General features: G+C 60.7%; 26 protein-coding genes. 11 read left to right on the top strand and 15 right to left on the bottom strand.

Going from position 1 to position 20,789, the window contains the following annotated elements:
- Positions 1-6: 6 nt before the first annotated feature.
- From JQ641_RS31715 to JQ641_RS31695, 5 genes are all read right to left on the bottom strand, one after another.
- The gene (locus JQ641_RS31715) at positions 7-159 is read right to left on the bottom strand and encodes a hypothetical protein (RefSeq protein WP_211999984.1); all 153 of its coding nucleotides are present in this window, start codon (positions 157-159) and stop codon (positions 7-9) included.
- 179 nt (positions 160-338) lie between these two features.
- Entirely contained in the window at positions 339-494 is a 156-nt protein-coding gene (locus JQ641_RS31710; protein WP_192733559.1) for a hypothetical protein, read from the bottom strand.
- A gap of 186 nt (positions 495-680) precedes the next feature.
- Positions 681-929, bottom strand: coding sequence for a hypothetical protein (locus JQ641_RS31705; RefSeq protein ID WP_349628652.1), 249 nt, complete (start codon positions 927-929; stop codon positions 681-683).
- Between the two features lie 362 nt (positions 930-1,291).
- On the bottom strand, positions 1,292-1,546 hold the full coding sequence (locus JQ641_RS31700; protein ID WP_192733557.1) for a GlsB/YeaQ/YmgE family stress response membrane protein: 255 nt from the start codon (positions 1,544-1,546) through the stop codon (positions 1,292-1,294).
- A 221-nt stretch (positions 1,547-1,767) separates the two neighbouring features.
- Positions 1,768-1,941, bottom strand: a complete 174-nt coding sequence (locus JQ641_RS31695) for a hypothetical protein (protein WP_211999978.1) — start codon at positions 1,939-1,941, stop codon at positions 1,768-1,770.
- A 150-nt stretch (positions 1,942-2,091) separates the two neighbouring features.
- Here JQ641_RS31695 and JQ641_RS31690 point away from each other — a divergent pair, with 150 nt between their 5' ends.
- Positions 2,092-2,256, top strand: a complete 165-nt coding sequence (locus tag JQ641_RS31690) for a hypothetical protein (protein WP_211999976.1) — start codon at positions 2,092-2,094, stop codon at positions 2,254-2,256.
- A 29-nt stretch (positions 2,257-2,285) separates the two neighbouring features.
- On the opposite strand, the gene JQ641_RS31685 is transcribed toward JQ641_RS31690, so the two are convergent.
- The 7 genes from JQ641_RS31685 to JQ641_RS31655 form a co-directional block, all read right to left on the bottom strand.
- Positions 2,286-3,365, bottom strand: a complete 1,080-nt coding sequence (locus JQ641_RS31685; protein ID WP_211999974.1) for an ABC transporter ATP-binding protein — start codon at positions 3,363-3,365, stop codon at positions 2,286-2,288.
- Positions 3,362-4,339: an ABC transporter ATP-binding protein gene (locus JQ641_RS31680; protein WP_211999972.1), complete on the bottom strand. Its 978-nt coding sequence runs from the start codon at positions 4,337-4,339 to the stop codon at positions 3,362-3,364. The genes JQ641_RS31685 and JQ641_RS31680 overlap by 4 nt, the downstream gene beginning before the upstream one ends.
- Complete coding sequence (locus tag JQ641_RS31675; RefSeq protein ID WP_211999970.1) at positions 4,339-5,907, bottom strand: ABC transporter substrate-binding protein; 1,569 nt, start codon at positions 5,905-5,907, stop codon at positions 4,339-4,341. Before JQ641_RS31675 ends, JQ641_RS31680 begins: the two co-directional genes overlap by 1 nt.
- A gap of 19 nt (positions 5,908-5,926) precedes the next feature.
- On the bottom strand, positions 5,927-7,489 hold the full coding sequence (locus JQ641_RS31670) for an ABC transporter substrate-binding protein (protein WP_211999962.1): 1,563 nt from the start codon (positions 7,487-7,489) through the stop codon (positions 5,927-5,929).
- Positions 7,486-8,373 carry an ABC transporter permease gene (locus JQ641_RS31665; protein WP_211999958.1) on the bottom strand — a complete coding sequence of 296 codons (888 nt, stop codon included), beginning with the start codon at positions 8,371-8,373 and terminating at the stop codon, positions 7,486-7,488. Before JQ641_RS31665 ends, JQ641_RS31670 begins: the two co-directional genes overlap by 4 nt.
- The gene (locus JQ641_RS31660) at positions 8,370-9,308 is read right to left on the bottom strand and encodes an ABC transporter permease (protein ID WP_249150908.1); all 939 of its coding nucleotides are present in this window, start codon (positions 9,306-9,308) and stop codon (positions 8,370-8,372) included. The genes JQ641_RS31665 and JQ641_RS31660 overlap by 4 nt, the downstream gene beginning before the upstream one ends.
- A gap of 279 nt (positions 9,309-9,587) precedes the next feature.
- Positions 9,588-9,839 carry a hypothetical protein gene (locus tag JQ641_RS31655; protein ID WP_211999956.1) on the bottom strand — a complete coding sequence of 84 codons (252 nt, stop codon included), beginning with the start codon at positions 9,837-9,839 and terminating at the stop codon, positions 9,588-9,590.
- A 225-nt stretch (positions 9,840-10,064) separates the two neighbouring features.
- Between JQ641_RS31655 and JQ641_RS31650 the strand changes: the two genes are divergently transcribed.
- The 5 genes from JQ641_RS31650 (at position 10,065) to JQ641_RS31630 (ending at position 13,841) form a co-directional block, all read left to right on the top strand.
- A complete protein-coding gene (locus JQ641_RS31650) occupies positions 10,065-10,202 on the top strand; it encodes a hypothetical protein (protein WP_211999955.1) in 138 nt (45 codons plus the stop codon).
- A 233-nt stretch (positions 10,203-10,435) separates the two neighbouring features.
- Positions 10,436-11,344 carry a dihydrodipicolinate synthase family protein gene (locus tag JQ641_RS31645; protein ID WP_211999954.1) on the top strand — a complete coding sequence of 303 codons (909 nt, stop codon included), beginning with the start codon at positions 10,436-10,438 and terminating at the stop codon, positions 11,342-11,344.
- A 148-nt stretch (positions 11,345-11,492) separates the two neighbouring features.
- The gene (locus JQ641_RS31640; RefSeq protein WP_211999953.1) at positions 11,493-12,461 is read left to right on the top strand and encodes an SDR family oxidoreductase; all 969 of its coding nucleotides are present in this window, start codon (positions 11,493-11,495) and stop codon (positions 12,459-12,461) included.
- 203 nt (positions 12,462-12,664) lie between these two features.
- The gene (locus tag JQ641_RS31635) at positions 12,665-13,411 is read left to right on the top strand and encodes an SDR family oxidoreductase (RefSeq protein ID WP_211999951.1); all 747 of its coding nucleotides are present in this window, start codon (positions 12,665-12,667) and stop codon (positions 13,409-13,411) included.
- Between the two features lie 40 nt (positions 13,412-13,451).
- A complete protein-coding gene (locus JQ641_RS31630) occupies positions 13,452-13,841 on the top strand; it encodes a cupin domain-containing protein (protein WP_211999948.1) in 390 nt (129 codons plus the stop codon).
- Positions 13,842-13,877: 36 nt separating this feature from the next.
- Here the strand turns inward: JQ641_RS31630 and JQ641_RS31625 are convergent, their stop codons facing one another.
- Together JQ641_RS31625 and JQ641_RS31620 are read right to left on the bottom strand one after the other, a co-directional pair.
- A complete protein-coding gene (locus JQ641_RS31625; RefSeq protein ID WP_211999947.1) occupies positions 13,878-14,348 on the bottom strand; it encodes a GcrA family cell cycle regulator in 471 nt (156 codons plus the stop codon).
- Positions 14,349-14,422: 74 nt separating this feature from the next.
- Positions 14,423-14,620 (bottom strand): hypothetical protein, encoded by a 198-nt coding sequence (locus JQ641_RS31620; RefSeq protein WP_192733542.1) that lies wholly within the window; start codon positions 14,618-14,620, stop codon positions 14,423-14,425.
- A 292-nt stretch (positions 14,621-14,912) separates the two neighbouring features.
- On the opposite strand from JQ641_RS31620, the gene JQ641_RS31615 reads away from it, so the two are divergent.
- Positions 14,913-15,260: a GrlR family regulatory protein gene (locus JQ641_RS31615; protein WP_249150906.1), complete on the top strand. Its 348-nt coding sequence runs from the start codon at positions 14,913-14,915 to the stop codon at positions 15,258-15,260.
- A 21-nt stretch (positions 15,261-15,281) separates the two neighbouring features.
- Here the strand turns inward: JQ641_RS31615 and JQ641_RS31610 are convergent, their stop codons facing one another.
- A complete protein-coding gene (locus JQ641_RS31610) occupies positions 15,282-16,223 on the bottom strand; it encodes an acetamidase/formamidase family protein (RefSeq protein WP_211999946.1) in 942 nt (313 codons plus the stop codon).
- A gap of 618 nt (positions 16,224-16,841) precedes the next feature.
- On the opposite strand from JQ641_RS31610, the gene JQ641_RS31605 reads away from it, so the two are divergent.
- From JQ641_RS31605 to JQ641_RS31590, 4 genes are read left to right on the top strand one after another with little or no spacing between them, the layout of a single operon-like run.
- Complete coding sequence (locus JQ641_RS31605) at positions 16,842-17,150, top strand: DCL family protein (RefSeq protein WP_211999942.1); 309 nt, start codon at positions 16,842-16,844, stop codon at positions 17,148-17,150.
- Between the two features lie 46 nt (positions 17,151-17,196).
- The gene (locus tag JQ641_RS31600; protein WP_211999940.1) at positions 17,197-18,177 is read left to right on the top strand and encodes a HamA C-terminal domain-containing protein; all 981 of its coding nucleotides are present in this window, start codon (positions 17,197-17,199) and stop codon (positions 18,175-18,177) included.
- Complete coding sequence (locus JQ641_RS31595; protein ID WP_211999936.1) at positions 18,159-20,054, top strand: DEAD/DEAH box helicase; 1,896 nt, start codon at positions 18,159-18,161, stop codon at positions 20,052-20,054. Before JQ641_RS31600 ends, JQ641_RS31595 begins: the two co-directional genes overlap by 19 nt.
- The gene (locus tag JQ641_RS31590; RefSeq protein WP_211999934.1) at positions 20,026-20,733 is read left to right on the top strand and encodes a hypothetical protein; all 708 of its coding nucleotides are present in this window, start codon (positions 20,026-20,028) and stop codon (positions 20,731-20,733) included. The genes JQ641_RS31595 and JQ641_RS31590 overlap by 29 nt, the downstream gene beginning before the upstream one ends.
- Positions 20,734-20,789: the final 56 nt, after the last annotated feature.

Genomic DNA, 20,789 nt, shown 5'->3' with positions numbered 1-20,789 from the left:
TCCGCCTCACTCGTCGCTGAAAGCAAGCAGGGGAACGTCCACGTCGAACACCAATTCGAGCACCAATGCGACCGCGCAAACGACCACGGCCAGTTCGACCATCATGAAAGTGAAAACCGTGGTCAGCCCCACGACGGCGTTTTTGCGTCCGTTGATCATGATTCCCTCGTTAAGGAATCATTAGCATCTGGCTGTTCGGCTCGGTCGATGATGTGATTTTAACGTAAACGGGGAACTCGCGCGGAACCGACACGCCCGGATACGGGCACGGATTCACGAAGCGGGCATATCCTGCGCCGAGGTTGTGGAAGGCGAGCAGGGGGTGGGAGGGCCGAATCTCAGCCGGACTTGTTCATCTTCTTCACTTTTGCGTCGGTGGCTTCGATTGATGCCGCCAATTCCAGGATCGCCTTTGCCAGAAGGTCGGCGGCTTCCTTGGCGTCCTGGCAGCGTTCGGCGCGCAGCGCATAATTCTTGGCGGATGATAGTGACATTGGCGACGCCCTTCCGACGGAAAAACCCACCGGGTTGAGGCGGTGGGTTTCCCTACGCTTTTACGTCTCGTGGGGGCTTTGGGAGCCGTCCGCGATTGCCCGAACCATAGCGCTCGCTGGTTAATGAATTTTCTGGCCGCTAAGGCCCACGTCAGCTTGCCGGCAACGCCGGTGAGTCCGCCGCTGCTAAAGAAACTCGCGCAGCCGCACCAGCTCGGCGACGTGCTCGGCGGACAGGACCTCGGGGATCATTGGCGGCTGCGGCGCGGTCAGAATCTCGTAGAGGTGCCGGGTCGTTTCAGGCTTGGCCATGAATTCCTTCATGCATTCATCGAGCGTGCCCTCGAACACCATATAGGGGCCGGAGCTGTCGAGGCGGCGGGCGTTGTGGAGCGACGGCCATTTTCGGATGATCGCAGGAACATCAAAACTCACTGGAACCTCAGCACCATCCATTCGTCGTCGAGCTCCTCGGTCACAGAAAAGCGGCCCCAGCCGCTAGATGATGATGGGCATCCCACCACGAAACTCATAACCCGCGACGTCGCCGTTGGTTCCCGGCCGATGCCCCCGAAATTTTTTCCACCGCCGTCTGTGGGGAACAAACTACTGCCGGGGAGCTTAGTCGGGCACGCCCGGACGCGAACTAGCCCCGTCGCGTTCGGCAAAAGGCGGCCTCAGCTCTCCCCCCGTGCTGGGGCCGCCTCTTTCAACAGCGTTGCTGCGGCGCAAAAGATCGCGCCGCATCGCTGCGGACGGCGGAAGCTGGTTCTTGAACGGACTACTTCTTGATCGGACTACTTCTTGAAGAAGCCGACAATGATCAGGAGGATCACCGCGCCAATGACTGCGTTGACGATCGCGGCCAGATAGCCTCCGACCAGGACAAACCCGATCATCGGCAACAGCCAGCCGGCGATCACGGCGCCGACGATGCCGACCACGATGTTGCCGACCAGGCCGAGGCCATAGCCCTTGACGATCTGCCCGGCCAGCCAGCCTGCGATCGCGCCGATGATCAGCCAGACGATGAGAGATTCAATCACGACCATCCTCCCCATTGCTGAGCGCCGCGGTGTCCCGCGATCGCTGCCCTCGAAGCCAACACGTTCAGGAAGCAAGACGTTTAGGAAGCAAGACGCTTTGGGAGCTTGGCATTGCGCCAGCGCTGCCGTTCGCCGTTGATCGATCTTAGGTAGTATTACGATCCGCTCTCGTTGGCTTGTCAACCAGTAGCTGGCTCCGGTTCGGTCAATCGCACCGCAACAACTTCTTACCGAATATTCCCGGCGATGGATTTGAGCGTCTCGTTCTGCGCTTTGAAAATATTGCTCAGGACTTCAAACCAGGACGTGCCGCCAATCACCGCATCCAGTTCGGTCGCGCAAAGTTCGTTGGTCGCGGCGGCCCGTTGGTCGACGCTCGGCAGTGTTTGAAATGCGGTCATGATGCGCTCCGGTGGCTGGATGATGCCAACCATCCTGACCCCGGTGAGAGGCTCGTGACTGTGATTGATGTCACAGCGACGGCGACGGCCGGGCGGCTAAATCGCCTTCATCAGCAATAATCCGACCTTGATCGAAAGGGAGCCGTCACCATGAGCACCATCGTCAATCGCGCTGAAGCATGCGAACGGGACCGTCAGGCCGACGCGCTGTCTGATCGCGAACTCGCCAATGTCAGCGGCGGCAAGGGAAAAGCCACGCCCAGCCCGTTCGTGTTTATCAAGCATTACGACAAGGCAAGCCCCGTCCTGGCCTGAATCCCGAACCCGCCAGCCACGGATTGCCGTCAGGCCGGCGTTCGCGCGTGCTTGGCCGCTTCAAAGGCGGCCAGCCGTTCGGCGAACTTGCCGTTCGCCGCACCGGCGCGTGCGACAATGGTCGGGGCCTGAATCGTCTCGAAGAAATGACAGGCGACGCGATGGCCGGGCGCTGCCTCGCGCAGCTTCGGCTCCTCGGCCGAGCAGCGCGGCTGGGCGTGCAGGCAGCGGGTGTGGAAGCGGCAGCCGGACGGCGGGTTGAACGGGCTCGGCACGTCGCCTTGCAGCATCACGCGCTTGGTGCGCAGGCTCGGGTCCGGTTTCGGGATCGCCGACAGCAGCGCGTGGGTATAGGGGTGCAACGGCTTTGCGTAGATCGTCTTCTTGTCCGCGATCTCGACCAGCTTGCCGAGATACATCACAGCGACGCGATCGCTGATGTGTTTTACGACCGCCAGATCATGCGCGATGAACAGATAGGACAGACCAAAACGCTGCTGCAAATTCTGCAGCAGGTTGACGATCTGCGCCTGGATCGAGACGTCGAGCGCCGATACCGGCTCGTCGCAGATGATCAAATCGGGATTGACGGCCAGCGCCCGCGCAATGCCGATGCGCTGGCGTTGCCCGCCGGAGAATTGATGCGGATAGCGCCGTGCATGTTCGGGCAGCAGGCCGACGATATCGAGGAGCTCGCTCACCCGCGTCTCGCGCGAGGCGGGATCGCCGATGTCGTGCACCCGCAACGGTTCGGCCAGAATCTCGCCAACGGTCATGCGCGGATTGAGCGAGGCGTAGGGGTCCTGGAAGATGATCTGCATGTGCCGCCGCAGCCGCCGCAGTTCATCCTTGCCGAGGTCAGCGATTTCCTCGCCCTTGAAGCGGACCGAGCCGGCCGTCGGGTCCATCAAGCGTAGCACCAGGCGTCCGGTCGTCGACTTGCCGCAGCCGGACTCGCCGACCAGCGCCAGCGTCTCGCCGCGGCCGATCTCGAAGCTGACGTCCTCGACGGCGCGCACCAGGCCCACTTGTCGGCGCAGGATGATGCCGCGGCTGAGCTGAAAATGTTTTACGAGGCCATCGACCTGTAGCACCGGGACCGCGCTCATGACGCCACCTCGACCGGGGCCTTCCAGCAGGCGACCAGATGACCCGGCGCGAGTTCGCGCAGCGGCGGCGGCGCCTCGCGGCAGCGCCGGTCGGCGAACGGGCAGCGCGGCCCGAAGCGGCAGCCCTTTGGCTGGTTGTTGGGGCTCGGCACCGTGCCTTCGATGGTAGCGAGCCTGATACGGTCGACGTCGAGGCGCGGGATCGAGCCGAGCAGACCGATCGTGTAGGGATGCTGCGGATCGGCAAACAGATCGGCGACGTCAGCGCTTTCGACGATCTGTCCGGCGTACATCACCAGCACCTGGTCGGCGACCTCGGCAATCACGCCGAGATCGTGGGTGATGATCAGGATCGCCATGCCGAGCCGGCGCTGCAATTCGCCGAGCAGATCGAGGATCTGGGCCTGGATGGTGACGTCGAGCGCGGTGGTCGGCTCGTCGGCAATCAACAGCGCCGGCTCGCAGGACAGCGCCATCGCGATCATGACGCGCTGGCGCATGCCGCCTGACAAATTATGCGGAAAGTCGTCGATGCGCTGCTTCGCTGACGGAATCCGCACCAGCTCCAGCATTTCGATGGCGCGCGCTTTCGCGGCCTGCGGCGACAGCTGAGTATGGGCGAGTATAGCTTCGACGATCTGCTGACCGATGGTGTGGACCGGGTTCAGCGAGGTCATCGGCTCCTGGAAGATCATCGACATCTTGCCGCCGCGCAGCCGGCGGCGCTCGTCGGCCGACAGTTTCAGCACGTCGCGGTCGCCGAACATAACGGCGTCGGCCTCGACCTTGCCCGGGCTCGCCACCAGGCCCATCACCGAGAGCGACGTCACGCTCTTGCCGCAGCCGGATTCGCCGACCAAACCGACGGTACGGCCGCGCGGTACGTTGAAGCTGATGCCGTCGACCGCGCGAAACAGGCCGCGGTCGGTGGCAAAATGGGTCTTCAGGCCGCGGACCTCGAGCAGGTTTTCCATCAGAACGAGTAATCCAGGCCCTTGTAGAACGTGTTCTGGTAGAGCATGTGCGGCCGCACGCCCTTCAGCTTCTTTTGGCTCGTCGTGTACATCGCGATGTTCATCACGGGCATCCACAGATGTTCCTCGGTGACCCGCTGCTGGGCCAACGAGTAATATTTGGTGCGATCGGCCTCGGTCAGCGACGCGCGGCCCATCTTCAGATACTCGTCGGTCTTGGGATCGTTCCAGTTCATCCGGTTCGGCGCCGGCATGTTCTTCGAATCGAAGTAGAAGTTCAGGAGGTCGCCTGCCGATATGTAGGGGAATGTCACCGTCCACAATTCGTAGTCCTGCTTGGCCATCTCGGCCGGCGCGATCGTGGAGTCGAAGCCGACGATCTTCCAGTCGATGCCGATCTTGCGCATGTAGCCCTGGATCGCCTCGGAGACGCGGCCGAAATAGGAGACCTGGGTGAACAGCACCTTCGGCGCGAGCTTGACACCGTCCTTTTCTCTGATGCCGTCGGCGCCGACCTTCCAGCCGGCTTCGTCCAGCAGCTTCTTGGCGCGCTCGATATCCTCCTTGATGATGCCCTTGGTGGACGCGGCGAAGTCGAGCGCCTTGTCGTCGATGAAGGTGTAGGCCGGTTCGGCATTGCCGAGCATGATGCCCTTGACGATATCTGCGCGGTTGATCGCGATGTTCATCGCCTCGCGCACGCGCTTGTCGGCTACCATCGGCCGCGTGGTCTTGTAGCCGTAATACATCAGCTGGAAGTTCGGCTGCGCCTCCTGCACGTTGAGGGTGGGGGCGGCCTTGACCTGCTGGATGAACTGCAGCGGGATCTGATGGCTGACATCGAATTGTCCGCCCAGCATCGCGGCGACGCGGCTGGAGTCCTCCGGCACGATCTTGATGCTGAGTTTTTCGAATTTCACCGGGCCCTTGTTCTGGTACATCGACGGGCCCCATTTGTAGGCGTCGTGGCGCTTGAGCACGATCTCGGTGCGCGGCTGCCAGTTCTCGAAGCACCAGGGACCGGTGCCGTCGATCGCCTTGATGCCGTAATCCTTGCCGAGCGCCTCGACGCTCTCCTGGTTGTGGATCGCGGTGGTGAACATCGTGAGCTGGAGCAGCAGGTCGGCGAACGGCTCGTTCAGTTCGTATTCGACCGTGTAGGGATCGGGCGCGCGCAACTCCTTGATGTTGCCGGCGCGCCAGGCCAGCGGCGCCTTCAGCTCGGTACTGGTCAGGCGCTTGAAGGAATAGATCACGTCGGCGGCAGTGAATTTCTTGCCGCTGCAGAATTGCACGTCATCGCGCAGCTTGAAAACGTAGGTCTTGCCATCCTCGCTGATGGTCCACGACTTGGCCAGATAGGGGATCGCCGTCTTGCCGTCCCAGTCCATCGCGACCAGCGTATCCTGAATCATGTTGACGATGTCGGAGGAGGGCGACCACGTCGTGCGCTGGCCGTCATAATGCGGCGCGTCGAGCGACTTCATCATCTTCAGGGTCTGCGCCTCCAGCGGGGAGGCTCCCGCCAATCCGAGCAGCACTGCAACCGTCGTGAACAATCCGCGCATCGTCGTTTGCTCCTGTTTGTTATAGCGACGCGTCCAACCCCTTGTAGAACGTGTTCTGGTAGATCATGTGCGGCCGCGCGCCCTTGATCTTCTTGTTGGCGACCTGGTCCATGTTGATGTTGAGGACCGGAATCCACAAATGCTCCTGCATGACCTTCTGCTGCACCATCGCGTAGTATTTGGCGCGATCGGGCTCGGTCAGCGCGGAGCGGCCGAGTTTCAGCCACTCGTCGGTTTCGGCGTCCTTCCAGTTCATCCGGTTGGGCGTCGGGATGTTGCGTGAATCGAAGTAGATGTTCATGAGGTCGCCGGCCGACAGATACGGCACCGTCACTGACCAGATTTCGTAGTCCTGCTCGGCCATCTTGGCCGCCGCGATGGTCGAGTCCTGCGGGTTGAGCCGCCAGTCGACGCCGATCTTGCGCAAGTAACCCTGGATCGCGTCGGCGACCTTGGCCGAGTTGGCGTTCGCGGTGTAATAGACTTTCGGCGCCAGCTTGGTGCCGTCCTTTTCGCGCACGCCGTCGGCGCCGACTTTCCAGCCCGCGTCGTCGAGCAGCTTCCTGGCGCGTTCGAGGTCTTCCTTGACGATTCCGGCCGTCTTCGGATCGTGGTCGAGCGCATCCTTGTCGACGATGGTGAAGGCCGCCGTGGCGTTGCCGAGCAGGATGCCCTTGGCGATCTCGGCGCGGTTGATGGCGATGCTCATGGCCTCGCGCACGCGCTTGTCTGATACCATCGGCCGGGTGGTCTTGAAACCGAAATAAAGCAGCTGGAAATTCGGCTTCGCCTCGCTCACGTTGAGCATCGGGGCGGCCCTGGCCTGGGTGATGAACTGGTGCGGAAACTGGTGGGTGATGTCGAACTGGCCGGCCATCATCGCCGCAACCCGGCTGGATTCCTCGGGCACGATCTTGACCACCAGCTTCTCGAATTTCACCGGGCCCTTGTTCTGGTACATCGACGGGCCCCATTTGTAGGCGGCGTGGCGCTTCAGCACGATCTCGGTGCGCGGCTGCCATGAATCGAAACACCACGGCCCGGTGCCGTCGGCGCCCTTGATGCCGTAGTCCTTGCCCAGCGCCTCGACGCTTTCCTTGTTGTGGATCACGTTGGTGAACATGGTGAGCTGCAACAGCAGCTCGGAGTAGGGCTCCTCGAGTTCGTATTCGACGGTGTAGGGATCAGGCGCGCGCAACTCCTTGATGCTGCCGGCGCGCCAGGCGTACGGCCCCTTGATCGCGGGATCCTTCAGCCGCTTGAAGCTGTAGACGACGTCCTCGGCGGTGAATTTCTTGCCGCTGCAGAACGAGACGTCGTCGCGCAGCTTGAAAATATAGGTCCGGCCGTCCTCGCTGATGGTCCAGGATTTTGCGAGATAGGGGATCGGCGTGCGGCCATCCCAGTCGAGCGCCACCAGCGTATCCTGGAACATGTTGACGATATCGGACGTCGGACCCCAGGTGGTGCGCTGCGCGTCGTAATGCGGCGCGTCGATGCCCTTCATCAATGTTAGCGTCTGGGCCGATGCGGCCCCCGCGACGCCTATTGCCAATGCGACACCCAGAACGGTTCTGATCATGTCTGCAGCCTCGGATCGAGGACGTCGCGGAACGCGTCGCCCAGAAGGTTGGCGGCCAGCACGATCACGAAGATCGCGCAGCTCGGGATCGTCGCGATGTGCGGCGCCATGAACAGGAAATCGCGCCCCTGGGCCGCCATCATGCCGAGTTCGGCGGTCGGGGGTTGCGCGCCCATGCCGAGGAAGCCGAGCGCCGAGCCGATCAGGATGATCTGGCCGAAGCGCAAGGTGAGGAACACGAAGATCGTCGAGATGCAGTTGAGCGTCAGATAGCGCCAGATCAGTGCGCCGTCGGTGACGCCGACCGCGCGGCCGGCTTCCATGAATTCCTGGCCCATGACGCCGACCGCCGCCCCGCGCGCCACCCGCGCGACGTCGGGCACGGTGGCGACCACCAGCGCGATGACAACGGCGGTGAGGCCGGCGCCGAAGATCGCGGCGACCGCGAGCCCGATCAGGATGGCGGGGAATGCCAGCATGACGTCGACCAGCCGCATGATCCAGCCGTCGAGCCGCTTGTAGTAGGCGGCGAGAATGCCGAGCACGCCGCCGAACAGGCCGCCGATGATGACGCCGACCAGCCCGAGCATCAACGTGGCGCGGGTGCCGAAGATGACGCGGCTCAATACGTCGCGGCCGGTATTGTCAGTGCCGAACCAATGCTCGGCGCCCGGCGGTTGCATGACCTTGGTGAGATCAGTGAAGTAGGGGTCGTAGGGCGCGATCCATGGCGCGAAAACCGCCGCGGCAACGATGGTGGTGAGCGTCAACGCCGCCCCGGCCGCGACCCGGTCGCGCGCGAGGCGCCGCAGCACGCCGGCACGGGCGAATGCGCCGGTTTCGGGCTCGGCGACAAAGACGGGTTCGAGGGCCTGAACGCTCATCGGCGCGCCACCCTGGGATCGAGATAGACGTAGAGCACGTCGACGATCAGGTTGATCGACAGGAAGGCTATGGCGAGGATCATGATCGCGCCCTGCGCGGTCGGGAAATCGCTGGAGACGATGGCGCCGACCGCAAGCCGCCCGACGCCGGGCCAGGAAAACATCGTTTCGGTGACGACTGCGCCGCCGAGCAGGAAGGCCGCCTGCAGTCCTATCAGGGTGACGACCGGGATCATGGCGTTGCGCAGCGCGTGATGGACGATCACGACCGTCTCGCGCAGCCCCTTGGCGCGCGCCGTGCGCACGAAATCTGCGCTGAGCACTTCCAATACGGCGGTGCGTGTCAGCCGCGCGATCGGTCCGATCAGCACGAGGCCGAGCGTGGTCGCGGGCAGGATCAGGCTCGGCAATCCGCCGTCCCAGATCGGCCCGGTGCGGCCCGTGAACGGCAACAGCGCCCATTTGAAGCCGACATACTGGATCAGGATCAGGCCGATGAAGAACACCGGCATCGACACGCCGGCCACCGAGCAGGCCATGATGATGCGGTCGGCGAGGCGGCCGCGATTGACGGCGGCCAGCGTTCCGAACGCAAGCCCGCTCGGCACCGCGATCAGCATCGCGCCGAGCATCAGTTCGACCGTCGGACCGATCGTCATCGCAAGTTCCTCGCTCACCATCCGGTTCGAGATGATCGAGCGGCCGAGATCGCCGCGCAGAACCCGCATGATGTATTCGAAGAACTGCACCGGGATCGAGCGGTCGAGGCCAAGCTCGAGCCTGATCGCCGCGATGGTCTCGGCCTTGGCGTCGGGACCGGCGATGATCATCGCAGGATCAGCCGGCACCACCTGCAACAGACAAAAACAGAGGAAAAGAACCCCGAGCAAAGCGGGGAACGAAATCAGCAGACGATGGACAATCTGTTGTCCCATGCGGCGCCAACGGACCGTTAAGCCAACGGACGGCGCGTCCGCTTGCGCAGACGTTTGCAGCGCGTCCGCTTACGCGAACGCTTCGCAGTCCCCTCCCTGGCAGCGGCGCTTCGTCCGACGTGCGCGCGCTTTGATTATTCGACGATACTGGCATGCACCGCGCGCGCCGTCACGCCCATTTTGCCGAACCGTTTCCGCCTGCGCTCCCTTGTCGCGTACAGGCGTAATGCCTTGTCGCGGAATATGTGAGCGGCGACCGCTATGCGGAAGTTGCCACAATCAGCGCGCGGTCTCGCCGTCGTCGCGCTGATCGGCAGGCTTTTCATTGTTGATCGCGACGAAGGGCAGCTGTCGCGTTGCCCGCGAGGGCCGTCCAATCCGCGCATCGTAACTTTCTGCCAGCGCCAGCAGACGTTTTTTCGTGAAGGGATCGGCCATGTCCGCAATCGCGCGGACGCGCCGGGACTGCTCCTTGAAATACGCGTCGTTCATAAGGCACCAAAAATTAATAATTCCAATAAGCGCAAACATACTACAGGCGCACTCCCGCCGTCGCCCTGAGTTTTCGTATGGTTAAACGCGAAAGCCCGTGAGTCCTTGCAAGTGACGACGATCTGGAAAGGCCAAAGGAAAGGCCAAGGCCACTTCCGTTCTGGCGCGGCTGTCACCTGGGGAACAGCGCGGCCGTCGCCGATCAGTCATTGTCCCGGTCATACCGAGGCAATGTTGCACCGGGACAGCAGCAGGAGAAGCACCATGGAACGCAGGACTGACAAGCCGGTCGAACTGACGACACACCAGCTGGATATCGTGACCGGCGGCAGGCTGGGCACCGGCCCCACGCACCTTCCGCCCCGTAACCCCTTTGGTCCGCCGAAGCCGCCGGCCCGTTGAGCGAGCGAATAGCCCCGGCATCAACTGTCGGGGTTTATTCGTGCAAAGCTTCAGATGTTGCGCCGCTCGAACCTGGAACTGCGGCTTCGCCCGTTATGACGCCGCCACGACCCAGCCCACCGATGTCCCAACTGGATTGCCCATCCGGCAGCGGTTAGGCTTCACCCGCCGATCGAGAATATCCGCCAAAGAGCGGGGTCGGATTTGGGAAACGGAAACGCAAGGGGTCGATGATGAAAATGCGCCCGACAGGCGTGATACCGCCGATGACAACGCCGTTTCGCAAGGACGGCGAGATTGATTTCAAGCAGGTCGCACCGCAGGTCGACTGGCTGATCGGCGCCGGCAGCCATGGCATGGCGGCGGGCGGTTCGACCGGCGAGGGGCATACGCTCGATCATGAAGAGTATCGCGACCTGGTGGCGGCAACGGTGGAAGCCGCCAGGGGCCGCGCGCCCGTGATTGCCGGCATCATCGTCGACTCCACGCGCGATGCGATCCGGCGCGGCAAACTGGTGCGCGACATGGATGTCGCGGCGCTGCAGGTGACGCCGGTGCATTATCTGTTCAAGCCGGACGATCAGGCGATGGTCGATCATTTCCGCCGGATGGCCGACGAGACCGGCATGCCAATCATCATCTACAACGTGGTGCCATGGTCGTATCTGTCGCCCGCGCTGCTGACGCGGATCATGAACGAGGTGCCGCTGGTGGTCGGCGTCAAGCAGAGCGCCGGCGATCTGAAACTGTTCGCCGATCTCATGATGATGGCGCCGGACAAATTGATCTACAGCGCGGTCGACGCGCTGATGTATCCGTCCTACGCGCTCGGCGCGCACGGCTCGATCGCCGCGATCCTCACGGCCGCGCCGCATGCCTCGGTCGAGTTGTGGGATGCGGTCAAGGCCGGCGATCACGTCCGCGCGCTCGACCTGCACAAGAAGCTGCTGACGCTGTGGAACGCTGTAGTCTCAGACAATCTGCCGGCTTGCACGCGCTACGCGCAGTCGCTGCAGGGACTGCCAAAAACCTATCCGCGCGCGCCGATGCCGGAAGCATCGGTAACGCAACAGGCCGCGATCAAGAAGGCGTTGGAGGGGTTGGGGGCATCGGCCGGCCAGCGCGTTGAGGCGGCGGAGTAGGATAAGTGTTCAATGCGTCGTCATGCCCGGCCTTGTGCCGGGCATCCACGTCTTTACAGTCTAACATCAAGCAAGACGTGGACGGCCGGGACAAGCCCGGCCATGACGGCACCGTTTCGAAGCGTCGTGAAAAAGAAAAAGGATCCCCATGAAGGAATTCGCCGGAAAGATCGCCGTCATCACCGGAGGCGGCACGGGCATGGGCCGCGAGCTGGCGCGCCAGCTCGTTGCCGAGGGCTGCAATGTCGCGATGTGCGACGTCTCCGCCGAGGCGATGGCTGAAACCAAGCAACTGTGTGAGGCAACCAAGCTGCCGCAGGGCCTGCGCGTCACCACGCATATCGCCGACGTCGCGATCGAGGACCAGCTGAAGCGGTTTCGCGATGAGCTGATCGAGCAGCAGGCGACCGACAAGATCCATTTGCTGTTCAACAATGCCGGCATCGGCGGTGGCGGCAGCCTGTTCACCAACACGCGCGAGCAATGGGAGCGCACCTTCAACATCTGCTGGGGCGGCGTCTATCTCGGGGTCCGCACTTTCATGCCGCTGCTTTTGAAGGCCGACGAGGGCCACATCATCAACACGTCCAGCGTCAACGGCTTCTGGGCGTCGGTCGGCCCCGGCGTGTCGCACACCGCTTACGCCGCCGCCAAGTTCGCCGTGAAGGGATTTTCCGAGGCGCTGATGACGGACCTGCGGCTCAACGCGCCGCATATCAAGTGCTCGGTCGTCATGCCCGGCCACATCGGCACCTCGATCGTGTCGAACTCGCGCAAGATCCAGAGCGGCAGCGAGACCGAGCGCCTGACCGATGTTGAAATCGGCGTGACCCGCGAACGGCTCAAGGGGATGGGCACCGACACCTCTGCCATGTCGGATGAGGACATCCAGCAACTCGCGCTCGACCGCGCGCGATCGTTTCATGATGATGCGCCGACCACGGCGGCGGCCGCCGCGAAAATTATCCTCGACGGCGTCAAGGCCGACCGCTGGCGCATCCTGGTCGGCGACGACGCCCACAAGCTCGACGAGCGCGTGCGCAAGACGCCGGAGGAGGCGTATACGCTCGATTTCTACCAGAGCTATCGGGACGAGGTCGGCTGGAAGCTGGCCTGAGGGGCCGATCTGAGTAGCGACCAGAGCCGGAACTCAACAAGAGTTGTTGGCTCACCTAAGCCTGCCACGCTGACGGAAAACGCCGCGTGGCGGTACGGTCTACCGGGTCTCGCTGGCTCAGCTTGGTAGTCCGACCTGTACCTTGGGATAGTATTCTGCGGGTTCGAAGCGGACCTAAGCTGATACGACAAGGGAGCATCAACATGAAGATCGTCGTGATCGGTGGCACCGGCCTGATCGGCTCGAAGACAGTCGCCATTCTGCGCCAGGGCGGCCATGAAGTCGTCGCCGCCTCGCCCAAGAGCGGCGTTAACGCGGTCACCGGTGAGGGACTCAAGGAGGTCATGGCGGGCACACAGGTGGTGATCGACCTGGCCAATTCGCCCTCATTTGACGACAAGGCGGTGCTCGAATTCTTCGAGACCTCCGGCCGCAACCTGCTCGCCGCCGAGGCCGCAGCGAACGTCCGGCATCATGTCGCATTGTCGATCGTCGCGATCGACCGGACCGACAATGGCTATTTCCGCGCCAAGGTCGCCCAGGAGAAACTGATCGAAGCCTCCGGCATTCCATACACCATCGTTCGCGCGACCCAGTTCCTGGAATTCGTTCGCGGTATCGCGGATTCAAGTGTGGACGGAAACACAGTGAGGCTCCCGCCTATCCTGTTCCAGCCCATCGCGTCGGACGACGTTGCTGCCATCGTTGCCAATCTGGCACTCGCGGCGCCGCGAAGCGGCATCGTGGAGATCGCCGGACCGGAACGAGCGCCGCTCAATGACATCATCGCTCGCTATCTGAAGGCGGTTGGCGACCCGCGCGAAGTCGTGAGCGATCCCGAGGCCCGATACTGGGGCGGTCGGGTTGACGAGCACTCGCTGGTGCCGTTGGGCGAGGCGCGCCTCGGCCGCATCGGTCTCGACGAATGGCTTCGCCGCGCAAAGGCCTGATCCCGCATCAGCTCCTGGGCAATGAACGAAAGAGGCGATTATGACAAACAAACTCGTTGCGCTGGTTCTTCTGTGCTTGATGACCGGAACGGCGGCAGCTCAGGCCCCCAAGGTGACGCCGCTCATGTCCAAGGATCTTCCGGATAGTCCCGGCAAGGAAGCTTTGATGATCATGGTCGAGCATGCGCCCGGCGGGTCGAGTGCTGTCCACCGACACAACGCACATGCGTTTGTTTATGTGCTGGAGGGCTCCGTCGTGATGCAGCTGAAGGGTGGACAACCCGTGACACTGACAGCAGGACAAAGTTTCTATGAAGGCCCCGATGATATTCATGTCGTCGACCGGAACGCGAGCAGCACCCAGCCGGCGAAATTCCTGGTGCTCTTGATCAAGGACAAGGGAGCGCAGGCGCTGTTGCCCGCGCAGTGACTGCGGCGCTTTAAGCAGAGAGTGCTTCAGACAATGTCAGGCACGGGCCACGCGCTGGCGCGAACCGGGCTTGTAGGCGAGGCGGGTGTGGCCGACGCAATAGGGCATACCCTTGAGCGGTGTGTTGCCGCAAAAGCAGAAATCTTCCGCGCCGGGCGTGCTGATCGGCCAGCGGCAGCGCTCATGGCTGAGTTCGAGCAGTGAGCAGGGCCGCTCGCTGGCGATCGGGGCGTCGGGGGCCGGTTGCCCGTTCTGGTAGACCACTTGCAGCATCCGGTACTGCGTGCGGGGAACGGATTTCGGGCTGCGTTCCTTCGTGGCCCCTTGCAAATGCTGTTCGATGTTGGTCGGCCCGCGGGTCAGGCCGAGCCGTGTCAATTTGCCAATCACGGCGTTGCGGCTGACGCCGATGTGCGCGGCGATCTCGCGGCAGGAGAGGCCGGATTCGAAATGTTGCTTGAGGAGTTCGACGCGCTCGGTGGTCCAGGTCGGTATGTTTGCGAACATGCTTGCGGTCCCAAATTCTTTGAGGAACCGCCGCGTTCCTGTCTCCCGTCAGCGAATTTTCCGCTGGCGTGCCATCAAGGCCTGCCATTGTCGCGGATCGACAGCAGCCCATCCTTGATGGCGAGCCGGATGCCTTCCTCGATCAGGGTCTTCGCAACGCCGGGAACGCTAGTGCCGTGGGTGCCCTGTCTCACCAGTTTTTCGAGATAGCTGATGGTCGAGATCGCCAACGTCACGGGAATGCGGTCGGTTTCGGCTTTTTCTGTAGCCATGCAAGAACGCTAACTTTTAAACGCTGTACTGAAAAGTATCTATTTAGACTCTATTAAGTTTCATGGGGATAAGTCAATTGCCGCCAAGGTCGCAGCCTATCTCCTTGTAACGGCGTCGAAAAATTCGACTGGCGCCACACAGGCTCTAATGTTGGACAGCGCTGCGCGACCAGCTACCGGCCTGACGGCGGCCACGCAGCCGCGGCGAAACGATCCAGTTCCTCCACCCATTTCCCGATTGCCTCAGGTGGTCTGCACGGTCGATGCTGCTTCGACGAGGGGCAATCCTGCGATGACGATGACCAACGGTCTCTACTCAATCCTGACCGAAATGATTGAGGGCGGGCATGGCCATGCCAGCGGCGTCATCGTGCTGCTCGACGGCAAGATCGCCGGCGGCGACTCGCATTTCTATTATACGGGCTCCTACACCGCCGATCGCGGCAAATGGCGCGGCGAACTGACCACCAACCAGCACACCAAATCGGCCGGCGTGCTGCCGCTGTTTGGCGGGCGCGAGGTCACCACCGGCTTCAGCGGCAGCTATGCCGCCGATCGCGCGGAAGTGCAGGGCGCGGCGCTGGTTGGAAAGACCAGCGTCAGGATTCGCTCCACATTGGAGCTGCTTTCGCCGCTGTGACGGCGCACCGCGTTACGGCTATCAGTCGTGCACGACACTCTTTGCGATCATGCAGTGGATGCCCTTGGAGCCGTTGACCGTCTGCGTCACCCGCAGATCGGCCGCAAGGCTGCACAGCGTGTAGGCGTCCTCGCGCGACAGATTGCGCTTCTCGCCGAGCAGCACGATCATGTCGCGCAGCGCGCGCACCACGCATTGGTCGAGGTCGGGGTCCATCGCCATCGTCATGTAATGGTCAGCCGTTTCCGCGCGCGGATAATCCAGTTTGATGTCCTTGCGCAGCGTCAGGCGGAAGCGCCCCTGCAGCGCGGTCTCGATCGCGGTGACGCAGACTTCGCCGTCGCCTTGCACGCCGTGGCCGTCGCCACAGGAAAACAGCGCGCCGGGCACGAACACCGGCAGATAGAGCTTGGCGCCAGCCCCTAACTCCTTGTTGTCCAGATTGCCGCCCATCGCGCGCGGGATCAGCGAGGTGATGCGGCCCCAGGCCGGCGGCGGCGCCACGCCCATCACGCCGAAGAACGGCTTTAACGGCAGGTCGAGCCCCCACGGCATCCGGCCCACCATCCGTTCGCGGTCGAGCGGAATGTTCAGCAGCCGCGTCTCGTGGAAATCGTCGGGCAGGGTGCCTGACAGCGGCTTGATCAGATTGTAGCCCCAGTCCTGCCGGAGCTGGACGTCGAGAATGTCGACCTCGAGCACGTCGCCGGGCGCGGCGCCTTCAACCGCGATCGGCCCGGTCAGGATATGGCCCGGCACCATCCGTTCGTTCTGGGCGTGCACGTCGGCAAGCTCCGGCGGCACATGAAATTTGCTGCGGTCCGGCACCACGTCGGGTCCGCCGGTGATGGTATCGACCGTGACCTCATCGCCGCTGGCAATGGTCAGGACCGGCTTCAATTTCGCTTCGAAAAAGCCCCAGTGGCAGGTTTTGGGGCTGGAATGCAGGTGATGATGGGTCATGGGGGGCTTTCTTGTCTGACGCTCGTTCACCACTCTGTCATTGTCGGGCTTGACCTAGGTGCCCGGTCCGCGGACCTCATAGCATCGCTTAGCGCAAGTGACAAAGCTGGGGATAATTCGCTTGCTCAGCGTCGCGCCCGGCCCCTGCGTGCCGTTGCAGGGAATCGCGCGGCGTAGCACCACATGCGCTCCGTAGCCTCGGCGCAGCCCCAGGATGATAGCTTCAAAGCATGTCACTAGCCGTGCCCCCCGGGAGGGAGAACGGACCAAGTGAAGCGAGCGCAGTCTTAACCGACAAGTATATTCGCCGTCTGCGCCGCCGCGCCGCACGGCAAGCGCGTCGAGCACTGGGACACGAAGGTGCCGTGCTTTGGCGTTTGTGCGCGACTACGCCGACGAGAAGCAGCTGGAATTCGGGCTGTGGAATGTGCGGCTGCGCGGCATCCTGCAAGCACGATCCGGACAACGTGGTGGTCGCTGCAGTGCACTATCCGGCCTCCTACAAGATCGCCGCCGTACACACCACCGCCTCACGGCGATGGCTAGGCCTTAGGGGGCTTGCACGCTTCAGTTGCAGCGTTAATACTCCACCGAAATAAACCTGCTATTGATGGCGATATGGGGAAAGCGAAGCCGCTTACGGTCGGCACGGAGGTGTTCGCAAAGCAGGGGGACGCTCTGCTGTTTTGCAAAAGCATGCTTTCGAAGTACCGCCCCGATGATTGGGTGTCAGAGTCCGACGCGCTATTTTTGAGTGCTCTCTTGGAGCGGCATCCTAATGTGAACGAGAAGATCGGGAATGGCGTCCACCATTTCGAGGTGATGCGAGCAGATTTCAATACCAAGTGCTTTGCGGTCGTTAGACGTGATGGGTCGCGTGTCGATTTCTCCTACTTAGTCTGCATAAGATCCGCGAGTAAGCGGTAAAACTTGGGGCAAGTAGCTCAACTGATAAGGAGCTAACGGGTCGATTGTGTCTAACAACAACAATATCAGCACTGCAGATATAGTATCTTCGCTGCAGGGCGATTTCTCGTCGCTAGCGAAGTTGATACGCTCGCTCAAACCTGAGAGCTGCGGCAACGACTACATTACAATCCGGGGTCACTATCTTCCATTTCAAGGCGCGATGCCTCGATTAGGTGAGTTGCTGGAGCATATTTCGATTTATATTTGCAACTTTGCCCTAAGTCGCTCCGAAATCGAAGCAGTGCATCAGAAAGTCCAAGCCGCTAGCGATCAGGACAAGCTGCTCGCTTACGTTCGTTTGCGCGACACCGCGGCCGAGCTATTTATCAAGGCGCAGGAATCAACGAACAGAAATGGGGAATGCGGTGAACTATTACTGTACCTTTTGACAGAGTGGATTCTCGAAGCGCCGCAATTGCTGGCAAAAATGTCGATGAAGACCACCTCATCGATGCCGGTTCATAGTTCTGATGGAATCCACGTCAAGTTCGACGCTCAATCAAACAAGCTGATTTTCTTCTGGGGTGAGGCAAAGATACACAAAACGATCGGGAGCGCTTTGAGCGATGCGGTGACTTCCATCTCCTCGGCGCTGGAGCATTCCAAACTGAAAGAAGATATTAGATTAGTGCGACGTTTTATCAACACAACCGGATTGACGGCTCAGGCTCAGGCCAAAATTGTTGAGTATCTGGACCCGTTGAGTGAGAGCTACGATCAGAAGCTCTACGCATCGACTTGCTTGATTGGCTTTGACTTCGCTGCATTCAGTAAGCTTGCTGGAGTCAAGCCTGACGAGATCGAGTCATTCTTTGTTAAGCAGTTGGAAGCGGAGCTGAAGAAAGCATCGGATTCTCTGCAGTCGTTGCTAGCGTCAAAGAAAGTGAGCCATCACAGACTGGAGGTCTTCTTTCTCCCGGTGGAATCTGTAGCAAAGCTGCGAGACGAATGGCAGCTTCGGATAGGATGGGCGAAAAAGAAATGATCGACGCACTGATCGAACGCGTGTGGTCTAGCCCGCGACTGCCTGTAGCAATGGAGGCACTGGAGCGGCTCTGGATAGCAAGATCCGCTGGCGTCGAACCTTCTGGGCCCAGCAGTTCTATCGATACCGATAATGCGATTCGGTACGTCGAGGCTGCCGCGATCCTTGCTTGTTCGTCACAAAGTGCTCATCGGCTGACCGCGTATCGCCTAGCGACCTATGTCCACGAATTGTTCGCCGGCAGTATTGATGGATTAGACGCTGCGGTTCGTGCAGTTCTCGTTCGACTAGGCAATTTCCCAAGCGTATTGACAAATGCCTCCATTGATCAGGCTCTGGTTTCAACTCCTTGGGCAATCGCTCAGGAGGAGCTCGTTAGGCGTCGCGGGAATGAGGTTTTGATAGCCCGACAGTCGCTTCTGCTGACCGACTTTCAGAAGAAGCTCTGGGACAACCTTAGCGGTGGAGCGTCGATTGCTATTTCCGCACCGACATCGACTGGGAAGTCCTTTATTCTGCAAGCATTCATTTCGAATGCATACGCTTCTCGTCCAGGATTCTGCGCTTGTTATGTCGTCCCAACGCGAGCTTTGATCTCGCAAGTGCAGGCCGATATGAAATTGGCGCTTGGTGATGCAGGGGCGAACGATGTCGAGGTCATAACCGTTCCTCCGGAGCCCGACGAGCAGCTTCCCGCCAAGGTCGTCTTCGTCTTCACTCAGGAGCGCCTCCAAATCCTTTTGAATAACGACCCAAATCGGAAAGTCCATTTCCTCGTCATTGACGAGGCGCACTCCGTGCAGGACGGCGACAGAGGAATATTGCTTCAAGGCGTGATTGACGAACTCGTTGCTCGCAAGATCGACACGCAGTTACTGTTTGCTAGCCCGACAGTCTCAAACCTTGACATCTTCGGGCGGATGACCGGCCGATCAGATATCAGCCCACAGTCGACCGATGAGGCCACGGTCTCCCAAAACTTTATCGAGGTGGAAGTAACTGGCGTAAAGCGCGGCGACGTTGCTCTATATGCCAGAGACGGCGCAAGTCGCAACGAGATTGGCAAAGCCCAACTCGGGCAAACCTTGGCATCGAGAACCGACTGCCTTGTCCATCTCTCTCATCGATTCGGATCAGAGAAGCAGTCGATCGTCTATGCGGACGGACAGGCAGACGCAGAAAAGATCGCTCTACAAATCAGCACATTGCGCGGAGCCGACCATGAGCATCAACCTGCTTCTGATTCGCTGCAAGAACTGTCAAATTTGGCGAAGGAGGCGGTGCACTCAAAATATGTCCTGGCCGCGACGGTTTTGAACGGAGTTGGATTTCACTACGGTAATATACCAACGGTCCTAAGAAACGCGATCGAAGAGGCCTTTTCTGTAGGACAACTCCGATATCTCGTCTGCACAAGTACGCTGCTGGCCGGTGTGAATATGCCGGCGCAGAACATCTTCATGCACACGCCACAGCGAAAGAAAAGCACGCCGCTTGAGTCAATTGACTTTTGGAATCTATCCGGACGAGCGGGTCGGCTACGAAAGGAGTTTCAGGGGAATATTTATCTGCTCAACTATCGGGAATGGAAAGAGCAGCCGCTCTCTGGTCCACGCCTCTCGCCGATAGTCCCAGCGATGCAGCAGGCAATTGACCTTCGCAGTTCCGACCTTAATGCCGTCATCGATGATGATTCCACAGCCGCAATTAGCGCGAGGGGCGAGTTAGAGACGGCCTTTGTTCGATTGCTCAGTGATTATAAGAGTGGACGAATAGCCGCAACACTCGATCGCTCGTATCCGGCTCCCAGCCCAACATCGAGGCATCAACTTGAAAATGCACTTTCGAATGCTGACAAGCGAATCTCTAACGGGTGAACTCTTGCGATTGTCACCCACGATTTCTGCACACCGCCAGCAGGAATTGTACGACGTCTTGGCTTCGGAGATGGCCTCTGGCCTCCAGAGTGTAGCTCGCAATTTCATCCCAGCCCACCCGCGTGAAGGTTCGGCTTTTGATTCCTACGTAAAGGTGCTCGAGCTTCTCCATCGGACCATATTGCCGAAAGCGAACAGTGAAAAGCAGAATCGGTTTTTTGCTGTCATGCTTTTAAAATGGATGCAGGGAATCCCTATTCCAGAACTAATCGATGATCGTGCTCGATTTCAGAGCGCGTCTATCAGTACACATATCCGAGCAACACTCGACTTGGTCGAGAAGGAGTTGCGCTTCAATTATGTTAGAGCGTTTGGCTGCTATAATGCGCTTCTAGCCGACGTTCTTTCAAGGGTTGGCCTCGCCGATCTTGCGGCGAGCATACCAGCGCTTTCGCTATACTTGGAGGTTGGTGCGTCGGATCGAACGATGATCAGCTTCGTCGCACTCGGTCTTTCTCGAATGACCGCAAAGCGGTTGAATAGTCTTTGCCCAAACAAATCGCTCGGCGTGGTGGATTCGCGAAATTGGCTGGCAAGTCAGGATTTGGACTTCTTTGGCTTCTCGACGCATATTCAACGCGAAATAGAACTGGTGTTGGGTTCACAGTTGTCAAGCTGATCGGCGTCGTGGATCGCGGTGGACGATTGCCGACGTCGTCGCGGCTCCTGTCCTGC

It is taken from the genome of Bradyrhizobium sp. JYMT SZCCT0180, assembly GCF_018130165.1.
GTDB lineage: Bacteria > Pseudomonadota > Alphaproteobacteria > Rhizobiales > Xanthobacteraceae > Bradyrhizobium.
This window is presented reverse-complemented; position numbering and strand designations above follow the sequence as displayed.